General features: G+C 70.2%; 12 protein-coding genes. 7 read left to right on the forward strand and 5 right to left on the reverse strand.

From position 1 onward, the window contains the following. Positions 1 to 1164, reverse strand: coding sequence for a cytochrome P450 family protein (locus tag QSK36_RS11400; RefSeq protein ID WP_285782355.1), 1164 nt, complete (start codon positions 1162 to 1164; stop codon positions 1 to 3). A 9-nt stretch (positions 1165 to 1173) separates the two neighbouring features. After that, the gene (locus QSK36_RS11405) at positions 1174 to 1611 is read right to left on the reverse strand and encodes a nuclear transport factor 2 family protein (protein ID WP_285782356.1); all 438 of its coding nucleotides are present in this window, start codon (positions 1609 to 1611) and stop codon (positions 1174 to 1176) included. A gap of 126 nt (positions 1612 to 1737) precedes the next feature. Between QSK36_RS11405 and fabG the strand changes: the two genes are divergently transcribed. The 6 genes from fabG (at position 1738) to QSK36_RS11435 (ending at position 8677) form a co-directional block, all read left to right on the forward strand. Next, positions 1738 to 2559 (forward strand): 3-oxoacyl-ACP reductase FabG, encoded by an 822-nt coding sequence (gene fabG, locus QSK36_RS11410; protein WP_285782357.1) that lies wholly within the window; start codon positions 1738 to 1740, stop codon positions 2557 to 2559. A gap of 24 nt (positions 2560 to 2583) precedes the next feature. Then, positions 2584 to 3534 carry an aromatase/cyclase gene (locus QSK36_RS11415; protein WP_285782358.1) on the forward strand — a complete coding sequence of 317 codons (951 nt, stop codon included), beginning with the start codon at positions 2584 to 2586 and terminating at the stop codon, positions 3532 to 3534. Then, on the forward strand, positions 3531 to 5831 hold the full coding sequence (locus QSK36_RS11420) for an AMP-binding protein (protein ID WP_285782359.1): 2301 nt from the start codon (positions 3531 to 3533) through the stop codon (positions 5829 to 5831). Before QSK36_RS11415 ends, QSK36_RS11420 begins: the two co-directional genes overlap by 4 nt. Positions 5832 to 5837: 6 nt before the next feature. Continuing rightward, the gene (locus QSK36_RS11425) at positions 5838 to 6599 is read left to right on the forward strand and encodes an SDR family oxidoreductase (RefSeq protein ID WP_285782360.1); all 762 of its coding nucleotides are present in this window, start codon (positions 5838 to 5840) and stop codon (positions 6597 to 6599) included. Further along, complete coding sequence (locus QSK36_RS11430) at positions 6596 to 7828, forward strand: FAD-dependent monooxygenase (protein WP_285782361.1); 1233 nt, start codon at positions 6596 to 6598, stop codon at positions 7826 to 7828. The genes QSK36_RS11425 and QSK36_RS11430 overlap by 4 nt, the downstream gene beginning before the upstream one ends. Before the next feature lie 78 nt (positions 7829 to 7906). Further along, a complete protein-coding gene (locus QSK36_RS11435) occupies positions 7907 to 8677 on the forward strand; it encodes a cyclase family protein (RefSeq protein ID WP_183537895.1) in 771 nt (256 codons plus the stop codon). 101 nt (positions 8678 to 8778) lie between these two features. Here QSK36_RS11435 and QSK36_RS11440 read toward each other — a convergent pair whose 3' ends face one another. Together QSK36_RS11440 and QSK36_RS11445 are read right to left on the reverse strand one after the other, a co-directional pair. Next, the gene (locus tag QSK36_RS11440) at positions 8779 to 9864 is read right to left on the reverse strand and encodes a Gfo/Idh/MocA family protein (RefSeq protein ID WP_285782362.1); all 1086 of its coding nucleotides are present in this window, start codon (positions 9862 to 9864) and stop codon (positions 8779 to 8781) included. A gap of 11 nt (positions 9865 to 9875) precedes the next feature. Continuing rightward, positions 9876 to 10814, reverse strand: a complete 939-nt coding sequence (locus QSK36_RS11445; protein WP_285782363.1) for an aromatase/cyclase — start codon at positions 10812 to 10814, stop codon at positions 9876 to 9878. A gap of 183 nt (positions 10815 to 10997) precedes the next feature. On the opposite strand from QSK36_RS11445, the gene QSK36_RS11450 reads away from it, so the two are divergent. After that, positions 10998 to 11996, forward strand: a complete 999-nt coding sequence (locus QSK36_RS11450; RefSeq protein WP_183537892.1) for an aldo/keto reductase — start codon at positions 10998 to 11000, stop codon at positions 11994 to 11996. 59 nt (positions 11997 to 12055) lie between these two features. On the opposite strand, the gene QSK36_RS11455 is transcribed toward QSK36_RS11450, so the two are convergent. After that, positions 12056 to 13510: an FAD-dependent monooxygenase gene (locus tag QSK36_RS11455; RefSeq protein ID WP_285782364.1), complete on the reverse strand. Its 1455-nt coding sequence runs from the start codon at positions 13508 to 13510 to the stop codon at positions 12056 to 12058. Positions 13511 to 13600 lie beyond the last annotated feature (90 nt).

The following is a 13600-nucleotide window of genomic DNA, read 5'->3' on the forward strand; positions in this document are numbered from 1 at the left end:
TCACTCCAAACCTCGGCCCTTCAGATCCACCGGTAGCTCGAGCAGCCCGCGCATGATGTTCTCCCGCCAGCGGGTCGGCCCGGCCAGCGTGGCGTGCGGGAAGCGGCGCACCAGCGTGCCGATCGCGACCTGCGCCTCCATCCGGGCGAGCGGCGCCCCGAGGCAGTGATGGATGCCGTGTGAGAAGGCCAGGTGCGGGTTGGGGCTGCGCGTGATGTCGAGTCGGTCGGGGTGCTCGAATCTGGCCGGGTCCCGGTTGGCGCCGCAGAACGAGATCAGCACGACCTCGCCCGCTCGCACCACGATTCCCTCGACGTCGACGTCCTCCTTCGCGATCTGCCCGGCGGCACTGAACGAGCTCTCGTACCTGAGGAACTCCTCGACCGCCGAGTCGATCAGATCGGGTTGCGCGCGCAGCAGCGCCAGTTGGCCGGGGTTGGTCAGCAACGCGTGGATGCCGTTGCCGATCAGATTGGTCGTGGTCGCGTACCCGGCTGCGATGAGCGCTATCCCCAGCTCGATCAGTTCCGGCTCGGTCAGCCTGCTGTCGCCGTCGCGGGCCGCGATCAAGGCGCTCATCAGGTCGTCGCCCGGCTGCCGCCGTTTGGCGGCGATCAGGTCGACGATGTACTCCTTGGTCCGGTCGTAGACCTCCTCGCGGTTCTCCGCGACCTCTCCGGCGAGGATCTTCTCGGTCCTGCGGCGTACGTCGGCCCGGTCGGTCTCGGCGGCGCCGAGCATCTCGCAGATCACCGCGATCGGCAGCGGGTAGGCGAACCGGTCGAGCAGGTCGACCGGGCCGGCCCCGGCGATCTCGTCGAGCATGCCGTCCACCAGGCCCTGCACCCAGGTGCGCAGATGCTCGACCCGGTTGCGGGTGAAGGCCTTGCCGACCAGCCGGCGGATACGGGTGTGGTCGGGAGGGTCGGAGTCCACCGCGGCCACCGGGCTGTCGTCCGGGCGCCGCCTGCTGAACCTCAGGTCGGCGAGCAGCTCCCTGGCCAGGTAGTACCGGGTGACCAGCCAGACCTCGCCCATGAACGTGGTCTGCACCCGGACCATCGGCGCCAGCTCGCGCAACCGGGCCAGGCCGGGATAGGGATCGGCCGCGCACACCGGGCTCTGCGCCAGCGGGATCACCGGGACATCCACATCGCCGATCACGGCAGCTCCTCAGACCAGGTCGTCGCGGGTGACGTGACGGCTGCGGACCAGCAGGTCGTCGCCGTCCCACACGAGCACGTCCGCGCACACCGTGCTCACGTGGATCGCCGCCTGCCCGCCCTTGGGCGTGGAGATCACCAACGCGTAGCTGCGTGCCAGCACCGTCCCGTCGGATCGCGTGTCGACGCTGAGCATGCCCAGCCAGTGCCGGCGGACCAGACCGTCAAGCGCCAGCTGCTCGGTCGCCTGCCGCGCGCCGGCGGCGATGTCCGCGCGGCCGCGCACCGGCTCGGGACGTGCGTTCGCCGCGAACACCGCGTCCTCGGTGAAGGTCGCGGCCCACTCGTCGGCCTTGCCGTCGTCGAGCAGCTGCATCTGGCGGGCGTAGAAGTGCTGGACGGCGAGGTAGAGCTCCGCGGACTGCGGGGCCTGCGGTGGCAGCGCCATGAGAATGCCCTTTCGGCCAGAACGGATTCGAACCCCGAGGCTGACGACCGCTTCTCAAGCGGTGCTTGACGCGCGATGGAAGGCGGCGGCGTCCACCGGCCGTCGAGCCCGGTTCGAGTGGCGCGGATGACGCTCGGTGCCGGCAAGCCGACCGGCGGAGGAGGAGTCGTGGGAGAGCAGAGGGTCGCCGTCGTGACCGGCGCGACGCGAGGCATCGGCCTCGCGGTGACGGAGCGGCTCGCCCGTCTCGGGATGCGGGTGTTCGTCTGTTCCCGCAGTGCGGACGACCTGGAGATCACCGTGAAACAGCTGCGCGACCGCGAGCTCGACGTGGAAGGAACGACGTGTGACGTCCGCTCGGCCACGGACGTCGACGCGTTCGTCCGGGCGGCGGTGGATCGCTACGGCCCGGTCGACGTGCTGGTCAACAACGCCGGCCGCAGCGGCGGCGGGGTGACCGCCGAAATCACGGACGAGCTGTGGTACGACGTCATCGACACCAATCTCAACAGCGTCTTCCTGATGACCAGGAAGGTGCTCACCGCCGGTGGCATGCTCGACCGGCAGCGGGGCCGGATCGTCAACATCGCGTCCACCGGCGGTAAGCAGGGTGTGGTGTTCGGCGCGCCCTACTCCGCCTCCAAGCACGGCGTGATCGGGCTGACCAAGGCACTCGGGCTGGAGCTGGCCAAGACAGGGATCACCGTCAACGCGGTCTGCCCCGGCTACGTGGAGACGCCGCTGGCGGAGAAGGTGCGGCAGGGATACGCCGAGCACTGGGGGATCACGCAGGACGAGGTGCTGCACCGGTTCCAGGCCAAGATCCCGCTCGGCCGCTACTCCACTCCGGAGGAGGTCGCCGGCCTGGTCGCCTACCTGGTGTCGGACGACGCCGCACCGATCACCGCTCAGGCGCTCAACGTCTGCGGTGGCCTCGGCAACTACTGATCCCCGTCCCGGAAGGACTGACCCGTGTCCCAGCTCGCGACGCATCATGACGAGCATGCGATCACCGTGCCGGCCCCGGCCGAGGTCGTCTACGAGGTGATCGCCGACGTCACCCGCTGGCCGTTCACCTTCACGCCGACCGTCCACGCCGAACGGCTCGAGCAGACCGGTGACGAGGAACTGATCAGACTGTGGGCGCTGGCCAACGACGAGGTCAAGACGTGGACGTCCAGGCGCGTCCTCGACCGGGCCGGCCGCCGCGTGCGGTTCCGCCAGGAGGTCTCGCAGCCGCCGGTCGCGGCGATGGGCGGAGAGTGGGTGCTCGAACCGGTCTCGGAGGACGAGACGCGGGTGCTGCTCAAGCACGATTTCCAGGCCCTCGACGACGATCCGGCGGGCGTGGACTGGATCAAGAAGGCGGTCGACCGCAACAGCCTGTCCGAACTGGACAGGCTGAAGCACGCGGCCGAGGCCGCCGGCGAGCTCGCCGAGCTGACCGTGAGCTTCGACGACTCGATCCGGATCGACGGCGGCATCGACGACGTGTACGAGTTCCTCTACGAGGCGAGGGAATGGCCACGGCGCCTGCCGCACGTCGCACGGCTCGACCTCGCCGAGGACACGCCCGGCATCCAGGTCATGGAGATGGACACCACGGCGGCGAACGGCTCGGTGCACACCACCAAGTCGGTCCGGGTGTGCTTCCCGAACAGCCGGATCGTGTACAAGCAGACCGAGGTGCCCGCGCTGATGTCCGCCCACGTCGGCGAGTGGTCGCTGCGCGCGGTGGGCGGCGCGGTCACCGCGACATCGCGGCACACGGTCATGATCAGGCGCGATGCCGTGACCGCTGTGCTCGGTGAAGGCGCCACGGTCCGCAAAGCACGCGACTTCGTGCGCCAGGCCCTGGGCAAGAACAGCATGACCACCCTCGAACACGCGAAGGCGTTCGCGGAGAGCCGTGGGCGAGGATGATCGCCGAGAACGCGGTGAGCGCCGCGACAGACAAGCTCAGGACGGTCGACGGCCTGCTCGGCGCCGCGGCGGCCCGTGACCCGGACGGCATCGCGATCCGTGCGGAGTACGGGGACATCAGCTTCGGCGAGGTGGATCGCGCCGCGACCATGTGCGCGGCGGCCCTGCGCGGCCTGCTCGGCGAGGAACGCTGCGTGGTCGCCATCGCCTCTCCGCCGCATCCCGATTTCGTCGTGGGCTTTCACGGCATCGTGCGCAGCGGCAACATCGCGGCACCGATCAACCCGTTGCTGCCCGAGCACGCGCTGGAGCACTTCCTGTCCACGTCGGAGGCGAAGCTGGTGTTCGTCACCACCGAGCTGTTCGCCCGGCTCCGCAAGATCAGGCACAGGTTGCCGCGCCTGCGCGAAGCGGTTCTGGTCGGGCCGGGGCCCATCCAGGACGCCAACGACATCCGTACGATCGACGACCTGAGCGCCGCCTACGAGGTGCGGGGAAACGCGATGGCGGCGCCGCCCGAGATGGCGCCCGACGACGTCGCCTGCATCCAGTTCACCAGCGGCACCACCGGCCTGCCGCGCGGGGTGCTGCTGACCCACCGCAATCTGACGGTCAACGCCGCGCAGGTCGCCGAGGCACACCGGCTCGACGCCGGCTCGATCGTCCTCAACCACCTGCCGAAATACCACCTGATGCACATGAACTCGGGACTGTTCGCCGGTGCACGGCAGGTTCCCTGCGTCGCTCCGGAGAACGCGGCCGCGATCGAGCTGGCCAACCGGGTCGGCGCGACCCACTTCTACACGATTCCGATGAAGCTCAACCGGCTCGCCGCCGACCCCGGCCTGCCGGACATGCGGCTGGAGACCGTCCGCATGATCGCTTCCGGTGGGACGGCGCTGGCGCCGCGGGTGGCGAGGAAGCTGTCCGAGCATTTCGGTGTGCCGGTGTTCCAGGGGTACGGCCTGGCCGAGACCTCGCCGCTGACCCACTCCGCGGGCCCCGGCGATCCCCGGCCGGGCACGGTGGGCCGCGTGGTCGCGGACACCGAGTGCCGCATCGTGGACCTGGAGTCCGGGGCCGTGCTGGCCGCCGGCGAGCGCGGCGAGGTGCAGGTTCGCGGACCGCAGGTGATGAAGGGATATCTCGATCCCGGCCGGCCCTCCGGCATCGACGCCGAGGGCTGGCTGCACACCGGGGACGTCGGATATCTCGACCCCGACGGCGCGCTGACCATCGTGGACCGGATCAAGGACTTCTTCAAACGGGACAACTACATGGTCTCGCCGTCGGAGATCGAGGGCGTGCTGGAGGCACACCCGCTGGTCGCCGAGTCGGCCGTGGTCGGCTACCCCGACGAGATCAGCGGAGCGGTGGCCAACGCCTTCGTCGCCCTGCGCGAGCCCGTGCCGGACCACGTCGCCGTGGCAGACGAGATCGCCCGGTTCGTGGCCGATCGGGTGCCCTACTACCAGCGCTTGGAGCACATCGAAGTGGTCGGCGCGGTGCCGCGCTCGCCCAACGGCAAGGTGCAGCGCCGCGATCTGCGGGCGGAGCTCATCACCCGGCGAGAGCTCACCGTACGGCCCGATGGCACGCAACGAGAGAGGATTTTCGACATCGTGGGCGAGAGCAAGGACCTCAGCAACCTGATCGCCGTGATCGCCAGGTTCACCACCCAGGGAGACCCCAAGGCATTCGAGCGATTCTTCCTCGAACACGTGGAGTACATGCGGGCGCAGGAGGGGTTCGGCTCGCACCAGGCCGTGACCTTGGCCGACGACCCCTCCGTGTACGTGAACTTCGGCTGGTGGCTGAGCCAGGAGGCGTTCCAGCGCGTGGTGCAGAGCGACGAGTTCCGCTCTCATCAGGCCACGATGCGGTCCATGCTCGCCGACGCCGAGCTGGACCTGTGCAAGAACATCTTCAGGGTCAACGCCGAGAAGGAAGCGGGCTCGCGTGGCGAGTTCGACACGCCGCTGATGACCGTCACCCGCTACCGGCTGACCGGCTCAGCCGAAGAGTTCGAAGCCGCCTTCACCGACTACGCCAAGCACATCCGGTCGACGTACGGCTTCGGCTACGCCGACCTCAACCGGTCCATGGCCGACCGGGGCAGCTACACGGGAATCGGTTACTGGTGGGATCCGGCCGCGTACGACCGGACGGTGGAGCACGAGACCTTCCGCAGGCTGCGTGAGCTCGCGGACGTGACGGTGGAGAAGGTCGACCACGTCGCCTGGAACCGCGCGCTGGGCGCCGACGAGGAGCCCGCGGCCGCGGGCAAGCGGGGTTGATGCGAGGTGGACGTCGCAGCGACACCGGGACTGGACGGACGGGTCGCCCTGGTCACCGGCGCGACCAGAGGCCTCGGCCTGGCGATCGCCAGGAAGCTCTGCGCCTCCGGGTGCCACGTCTACCTGAACTACGCCCATTCCGATGAGGACGCCGAGCGCGCGGTCGAGCTGCTGTCCGGATCGAAGGGGACGGCGACCGCGCTGAAATTCGACGCCGCGGAGCCGGATGTCGCGCCGAAGCTGCTGGAGGCGGTGCGCGAGCGGCACCCGCAGCTGGATGTCTTCGTGCACAACGCGGCGTCGTTCCACCCCATGTCCGCGGTCGAACCACAGGTGGGCGACTTCTGGGACGACGTACGGCTGGCGGTGAGCCCGCTCGTGCAGGCCGCGGCCAGGCTCGGCGAGACGATGACGCCCGGCACCGGACGGATCATCGCGATCTCCAGCATGGGCGCCAGGTCCGTGGTGCCGGATTACGTCAGCCAGGGCGTCGGCAAGGCCGCTCTGGAGAGCCTGGTCCGCTATCTCGCCGTGGAGCTGGCGCCGAAGGGGATCGCGGTCAACGCGGTGTCCACCGGGAAGCTGGACAAAGGCGCCGGCGGGCCTGATGCGCCCGCCGTCAGGGCCCTGGCCGCCAGAACCCCGGCCGGCCGGTTGACCAGGCCGGCGGACGTGGCCGACGTGGTGGCGCTGCTGTGCACCGACGAGGCGGCCTGGATCCACGGGCAGGTGATCACCGCAGACGGCGGCCTGAGCATCCGCGCGTGAACGGAGTGACAGTGGACCTCAAGGCCGACTTCTGTGTCGTGGGCGGCGGTCCCGCCGGACTGACCCTCGCGTTGTTGCTCGCCCGGTCGGGCGCCGCCGTCGTCGTGGTCGAGCGCAGCAACTCGATGGAGCGGGAATACCGCGGCGAGATCCTCCAGCCGGGTGGTCTGCGACTCCTCGCCGAGCTGGGAGTGCTCGACGGCGCCCGCGAGCGCGGGTGCCACGAGCACTCCCGGTTCCGTTTCGTCGACCGGGCCAGGGCACTGGTGGACATCGACTACCGCCGGCTGCCCGGGCCGTTCAACTACCTTCTGAGCATTCCGCAACGGCATCTGATCGAGGAACTGCTCGCCGCGATCCAGCGGCTCGGCGTGACCTATCTGGCCGGCCACAGGGTGAGCGAGCTCATCACCGAGGACAGCAGGATCGGCGGCGTCGTCGCCGGAGGGCCGGACAGGCGGCAGGTGGTGCGGGCCCACTGCGTGGTGGCCGCGGACGGCCGATACTCCAAGACCCGCCAACTCGCCGGGATCGAATTCGATCGGCGCGACGTCTTCGACCACGACGTGCTGTGGTTCAAGATCCCGTGCCCGGCCGGTGATCCGCCGGACGTCCGGATCTTCCGGGCGGCGGGCAACCCGGTGCTGGTCTACCGCTCGTTTCCCGACAGCCTGCAGGTCGGCTGGACGTTGCCGCACAAGGGTTACCGGGCCATGGCCGAGCAGGGCATCGACCACGTGAAGGCACGGATCGCCGACGCGCTCCCGCCGTACGCCGGCCTGATCGACAGCACGTTGACCAGCCTGAGCGACCTCACGTTGCTGGACGTCTTCTCCGGCACCGCGCGCCGGTGGGCGGCGGACGGCCTGGTCCTGATCGGCGACGCCGCCCACACGCACAGTCCCATCGGCGCCCAGGGCATCAATCTCGCGGTGCAGGACGCGGTGGCCCTGCATCCCCCGCTCATGGCCTCGTTGCGCGCCGGGGACCCGGGCGCGGACCTGCTCGGGCGGTACGTCGCAGTGCGCCGGCGCGACGTCGCCGCGATCATGAGGCTGCAGGTGATGCAGAGCAAGGCGATGCTCTCGCAGAGCCCGGTGGCCGCCGCACTCCGGCCGAGGGCGGCGAAGGCGCTGTCCCGCACCCCGGTGTTCCGCAAAGTGCTGCACCGGCTCGCCTACGGCAACAAGGACATCCGGATCGCGGCGGACCTGTTCGTGACCGACTGACCCCTCAGCACCGACCCCTCAGCACCGACCCCTCAGCACTGGCCCCTCAGCGCTGGCCCCTCAGCATCTGGAGCACACATGCCGCTGATCGACTTGTCGTCACCCGTCGACGCGACCTTCTGGGAGCCCGACCCGGTCGTGCATCAGGCCATGACGCCCGCGGAGGGCGCACGACACATGAGCGCCGAGATGCGCGAGCACCTGGGGCTGGAGTTCGACCCCGCGGTGCTGCCCGACGGCGAGTTCCTGAACAACGACACCTTCACCTTGACGACGCACACCGGCACACACGTCGACGCGCCGTCGCACTACGGGTCCAAGGCGGCGTACGGCACGCCTCGGACCATCGACCAGATGCCGCTCGACTGGTTCTACCGTCCGGGCGTGCTGCTCGACCTGCGGGACGCGGAGACCGGCGCCGTGGGCGCGGACGTGATCGAGCGAGCGCTGGCCGAGATCGACCACAGGCCCGAGCCGCTGGACATCGTGCTGCTGAACACCGGCGCCGCGCGGCACCTCGGAACCCCGAAGTACTTCTCCGACTTCGTCGGCCTCGACGCCTCCGCCGTCCACCTGCTGCTGGACCTCGGCGTCCGCGTGATCGGGACCGACGCGTTCAGTCTGGACGCGCCGTTCGGCAACATCATCGAACGGTACAACGCCACCGGCGACGCGGGTGTCCTGTGGCCCGCGCACATGGTGGGACGGGAGCGGGAGTACTGCCAGATCGAGCGCCTGGGCAACCTCGACGCGCTGCCGCGGCCGTTCGGTTTCCAGGTCATGTGCTTCCCGGTGAAGCTGGCCGACGCGGGCGCCGGCTGGGCCCGTGCGGTCGCCCTGGTGGATTGAGCGGTGGACTGAGCTGTGGATTGAGCCGTCGACTGGGCGGTCGGCTGAGTGGGTTGTGTGGGTGTTCCCGCGAGAGGGCTCGCGGGAACACCCACGTGTTTCTAACAGCGGATCCCGGTCTGGGCGGTCGCCGAACGCGCGGCCGCGTCGAGAACGAGCTGACCGGTGTGCCCGTCGGCCAAGGTCGGTACGTCGCCGGATGCCTGCCCGCCGAACACCGCGAGCATGTCGCGTGCCTGCGCGGCGGCGCCCGCGTCCATGACCGCCATCAGCTCCTCGAACGACCCGGGTTCGGCGTCGCCGGTGTCGAGGCCGTCCGCGCGGACCACCGAAGGCCGGCCGCCGGGGTTCGACAGGGTGACCTCGACCGGCCGATCCGAGTCGTAGGCCAGCGTTCCGGCACTGCCCACGATCTCCAGCTGGTGGTGGAAACGGCGGTACGGGCTGACCGGAAGCATCCTGCTCACGAACATCGAGGCCCGGACTCCGTCGGCGAGCCGGACGGTCAACGAGCACTCGTCCCAGTTCTCCACCTTCTTGGCCTGCCCGTCCGGCGTGGACCTCTCCGCGAAGACCGTGTGCGCGGCGGCGGTCACCTCCGTGATCTCGCCGCCCAGCCACCGCACCACGTCGACCGCGTGCGGTCCGAGGTCGCTGAGCACGCCGTAGGCGTACTCGTCGGCGTCGTAGCGCCAGTCCCAGGGGGCGGTGGCGTCCGAGGACAACGCGCTGGCCGTGCTGTAGCGCACGTGCCTGAGGCGCCCGACCGCGCCCTCGGCGAGCAACCTGCGGGCCGTCCTGATCGCCGGGTTCCACCGTTGCGTGAACCCGGCGACCGTGGGCAGACCCGCGCAGGCCGTCACCATGCCCGCCGTCTCCTGAGCGGTGCGGCCCAGGGGCTTCTCACAGAAGATCGGCAGGCGGGCGGCGGCCGCGGCTCGTACCGCCTCCGCGTGCGATGACGGCGGGGAAGTGATCACCAGGGCGTCCAGCTCGACCGACTCGAGCATGGCCTCGATCCGGTCGAACGACCGCGGCACACCGAACTCGACGGCCGCCTTGGCTGCGCGGGCGCCGTCGCGGCCGCAGAGGGCCACCAGCTCGGCACCCGCGCCGGACAGGGCGGGCGCGAGGTAGCGGCGCGCCCACCAGCCGTGCCCGAACAGCCCTACCCTTGTCGCGCTCATCGCGGCGCCGCTCATCCGCGCCGGCGCCGCAGGAAGTCGGCGGCGCTCTTGAGCGCGTCGAGATTGCGACCGCCGCGCACCTCGGCCACGTGCCCCTTGGCCTCGTCCATCGTCCAGCCCCGCTTGGCCACCCCCGTGGGCTTCAGCAGCTCCGTCTGGCCGGTCCTGACGAGCACGCCCTCGGGAGTCTGCGTGAACTTCATGTAGCCGTACAGCATGTCGTCCAGCGGGGGCAGGCCCTCCAGCTGGCGCCACATGATCTTCTCGTTGGGGAAGCACACCCGGGCTTGCTTGGTGGTGTGGATGGCGCCGCTCGGCACCTGCACGTCCATCACGACGACCTGCTGTAGCGGAACGTCCTCCTTGCGGCTGGCGCTCAGGCAGTGCGGTATGCGTTCCGGCCACCTGTCGGCCTCGTAGAAGTAGTTGTAGACGTCCTCGATCGGTTCGTCGATCACCAGCTGCACCTCGTAGGAGACCTCAAGCCCGGCGATGGACGACAGGCTCTCGGCGACGTGCTTGAGCCGTCCCAGCTGCATGCCGGCGCCGCGGTCGAGCATCGCGGCGGCCTGTTCGGCGTCCGGGTGCGCCGGGTCCACGGTGAACTCGTGCCGCAGCTCGATCTGGGTCGTGTCGCCGGACGGCGTGAACGACCATTCGCCGGCGACCTCAAGCATCGGCGGGTTGGGGTTCTCGTGCCGGAACCGGATCCGACCGGCCTCCCGGTCGAGCTCCCGGCGGGCCCGCCAGCTCCGGACCGCGTCGAGCTGCCGCTCCCACGACCACCGTTCCACCCGGTCGGCCGACTCGCCGCGCTCCAGATAGGCGGTGTGGATCACTGGGGTGAAGATGCGCTTGAGCTGGTCCACGTCGGCGATCAGGTCGAAGACGACGGCCGCGGGCGCGTTCACACTGATGGCCTGGACGGAGTCCCTGGTGCTGGTCGGCACGGCTCCGCTCCTTCCTTGGAGTTACCGTTCGCGCTGGAAGAATGACGATTCGAATCTCCCCAGGGGCGCTCGAACCCCGCTACATGCCCGATCGATCGCGTCAGCTGGATCGCGGTTCTAATCCCGGTCTAGCCGCCGCGGCGATGGTGGCGGAGAGCCGGTGCCGTCGGACGGAGAGATCACGTGGAGCGCAGAAAGCTGGGAGCGGACGGGCTGACCGTGTCAGCCGTCGGGCTCGGATGCATGGGCATGTCCGGTGGCTATGGCGCGGTCGATCGCGCCGACTGCGTCACCACCATCCGGCGTGCCGTGGATCTCGGTGTGACCCTGCTCGACACGGCGGACTTCTATGGGGGCGGGGAGAACGAACGGCTGGTCGGCGAGGCCGTACGCGGTCGCCGTGCCGATGTGGTGATCGCGACCAGGGGAGGAGTGCGGTCGGAGGTCCCCGGTGGGCCGCCGCGCATCGTGGACGGCAGTCCCACCTATCTCCGGCAGGCGTGTGACGCCTCACTGGCCCGGCTGGGAGTCGACCACGTCGACGTCTACTACCTGGGCCGGGCCGATCCGCGGGTGCCGATCGAGGACAGCGTCGGCGCCCTCGCGCAGCTGCGGACGGCGGGCAAGATCCGGCACATCGGACTTTCGGAAGTGTCCGCCGAGGTGCTTCGCCGGGCGCACGCCGTGCAGCCGATCAGCGTGCTGGAGAGCGAGTACTCGTTGTGGGAGCGGCACATCGAGGCGGAGATCCTGCCCGCCGCCCGCGACCTCGGTGTCGGCCTGGTCGCGCACAGCCCGCTCGGCAAGGGCTTCCTGACCGGGACCCTGCCGTCGCCTGAGCACTTCGGCGACGGGGACCAGCGGCGCAACCATCCGCGCCTGCAGGGCGACAACTTCCGGCGCAACCAGCGGATGGTCACGCAGGCCCGGCCGATCGCTCAGGAGCTGGGCGTGCCTCTCAGCCGGCTCGCGCTGGCGTGGTTGCTCTCGCGCGGTGACGACGTCGTGCCGATCCCGGGCAGCCGGAGTCTCGGACACCTGCACAGCAACGTCGCGGCCGCCGAGATCCGGCTGACCGAACGGCACATCCGCCTGCTCGAGGAGATCTTCCAGCCCGGCCGGGTGGCCGGATCCCGGCACCCCGCGCATCGCCGTGCCGCCGGGGTCGACAAGGACGGCTGACGTCAGAGTGACCGGGCGAGCCGGAGCTCGCCCGGTCACCCCGGGTTTTCCGCGTGCTGTCACGGCATGCCGAACCAGGTGCGCAAGGCGTCCGGCAGGGTTGCCGTGTCGCCGTCGCCGGCCCACGCGACGTAGCCGTCCGGCCGCAGCAGAATCGCGGCGGCGGGCGGCTCGTCGCAGGTGGCGGTCACGGTGTCCACCCGGGACGACCACGCCTTGCCCGCGTCGGCGACGTCGCCGTCCCCGGCCAGGTCGAGCAGCACGCCACGGCCCGAGCGGAGCAACGCCACCAGGCTCTGTTCGCCGTTGCCGGTCTTCAGCCGTATGTCCCCGGCGAAGGAACCGACCAGGGGGTGCGCGCCTTCGCCCGGCTCGTAGCGCAGGCCGGTGCCCGTCGCCTGTTCGGCCAGGAGACGGTTGACCTCCGGGATCTCCAGCAGCGAGCCGAACAGTGTGCGTAACGCGGTGACGTTGCGGTGCGGATCCAGCAGTGCCAGCTGTGTCCTGCTGTAGTCCAGCACCGCGGCGGCGGCGGGCCGCCGCTCGGCCTCGTAGGAGTCCAGCAGCCCTTCGGGGGCTCGCCCCTGGATCTGCGCGACGAGTTTCCAGCCGAGGTTCACCGCGTCCTGGAGGCCGAGGTTCAACCCCAGGCCGCCATAGGGGAAGTGCACGTGGGCCGCGTCGCCGGCCAGCAGGACCCGGCCCGCCCGATAGGCGTCGGCGAGCCGGGTGGAGTCGCCGAACCGGGTCATGAAGGTCGGCTCCACGATGTCCAGGTCGCGGCCGAGGATCCGGCGGACGGCCCCGCGGAACTCCTCGATCGTCACGGGCGCGTCCCGGTCGGAATGCGGCCGGCCGAACTCGGTGGTGACGATCCGGACCACGCCGTTCGGACGCGGGTTGATGTTCACCGTTCCGTGGGGAGTCCTGGTGATGCCGCGGCGTTCCTGTGCCATGGTCGGCAGCGTGCAGTCGCAGAGCATCCCGCCGACGGTCGGATTCGTTCCGGCGAACTCGATGCCCGCGAGCTTGCGTACGACACTGCGACCGCCGTCGCACCCCACGAGGTAGGAGGCTTCGAACCGCCGGGTCCCTCCGAGGGAGTCCCTGACCTCGACCACGACGCCGTCAGCGTCCTGGTCGAACCCGGTGACGTCGTGCTCGCGCGCAATCGTGACGCCCAGTTCCCGCGCCCGCGCCTCGAGGACCTCCTCGACCCGCGTCTGCGGCACGTTGAGGATGTACGGATGGTCGGAGGTCAACGCGCTGAGGTCGAGCAGCGGCCACATGCCGGCGAACGGCATCTTCGGCCAGGCCGCCTTCTCGTGCCACAACGCCTCGACCAGTCCGCGGCGATCGAGTGTCTCCACGGTTCGCGCGTGCAGTCCCCACGCCCTGGCATGCGGTGATCGCTGTGCGGTGCGCTCGAACACGGTCGCCGGCACACCGGCCAGGCCGAGTTCGCAGGCGAGCATGAGCCCCACCGGGCCGCCGCCGGCAATTGCCACGTTCACACTGGTTCCTTGTCGGTTCTGGGAGCAGGCCGTCCGGCAGACTCCTGAGTGGGTGGCCGCCCGGCCGGGGGCACCCGGACCTGAGTCCGC

This window comes from Microbispora sp. NBRC 16548, from assembly GCF_030268985.1.
GTDB classification, from domain to species: domain Bacteria; phylum Actinomycetota; class Actinomycetes; order Streptosporangiales; family Streptosporangiaceae; genus Microbispora; species Microbispora catharanthi.

Excerpts from the sequence above, each read along its gene's own strand:
- QSK36_RS11405 (WP_285782356.1), bottom strand. The coding sequence starts at position 1,611 with ATGGCGCTGCCACCGCAGGCCCCGCAGTCCGCGGAGCTCTACCTCGCC.
- fabG (WP_285782357.1), top strand. The coding sequence starts at position 1,738 with ATGACGCTCGGTGCCGGCAAGCCGACCGGCGGAGGAGGAGTCGTGGGA.
- QSK36_RS11420 (WP_285782359.1), top strand. The coding sequence starts at position 3,531 with ATGATCGCCGAGAACGCGGTGAGCGCCGCGACAGACAAGCTCAGGACG.
- QSK36_RS11435 (WP_183537895.1), top strand. The coding sequence starts at position 7,907 with ATGCCGCTGATCGACTTGTCGTCACCCGTCGACGCGACCTTCTGGGAG.
- QSK36_RS11440 (WP_285782362.1), bottom strand. The coding sequence starts at position 9,864 with ATGAGCGCGACAAGGGTAGGGCTGTTCGGGCACGGCTGGTGGGCGCGC.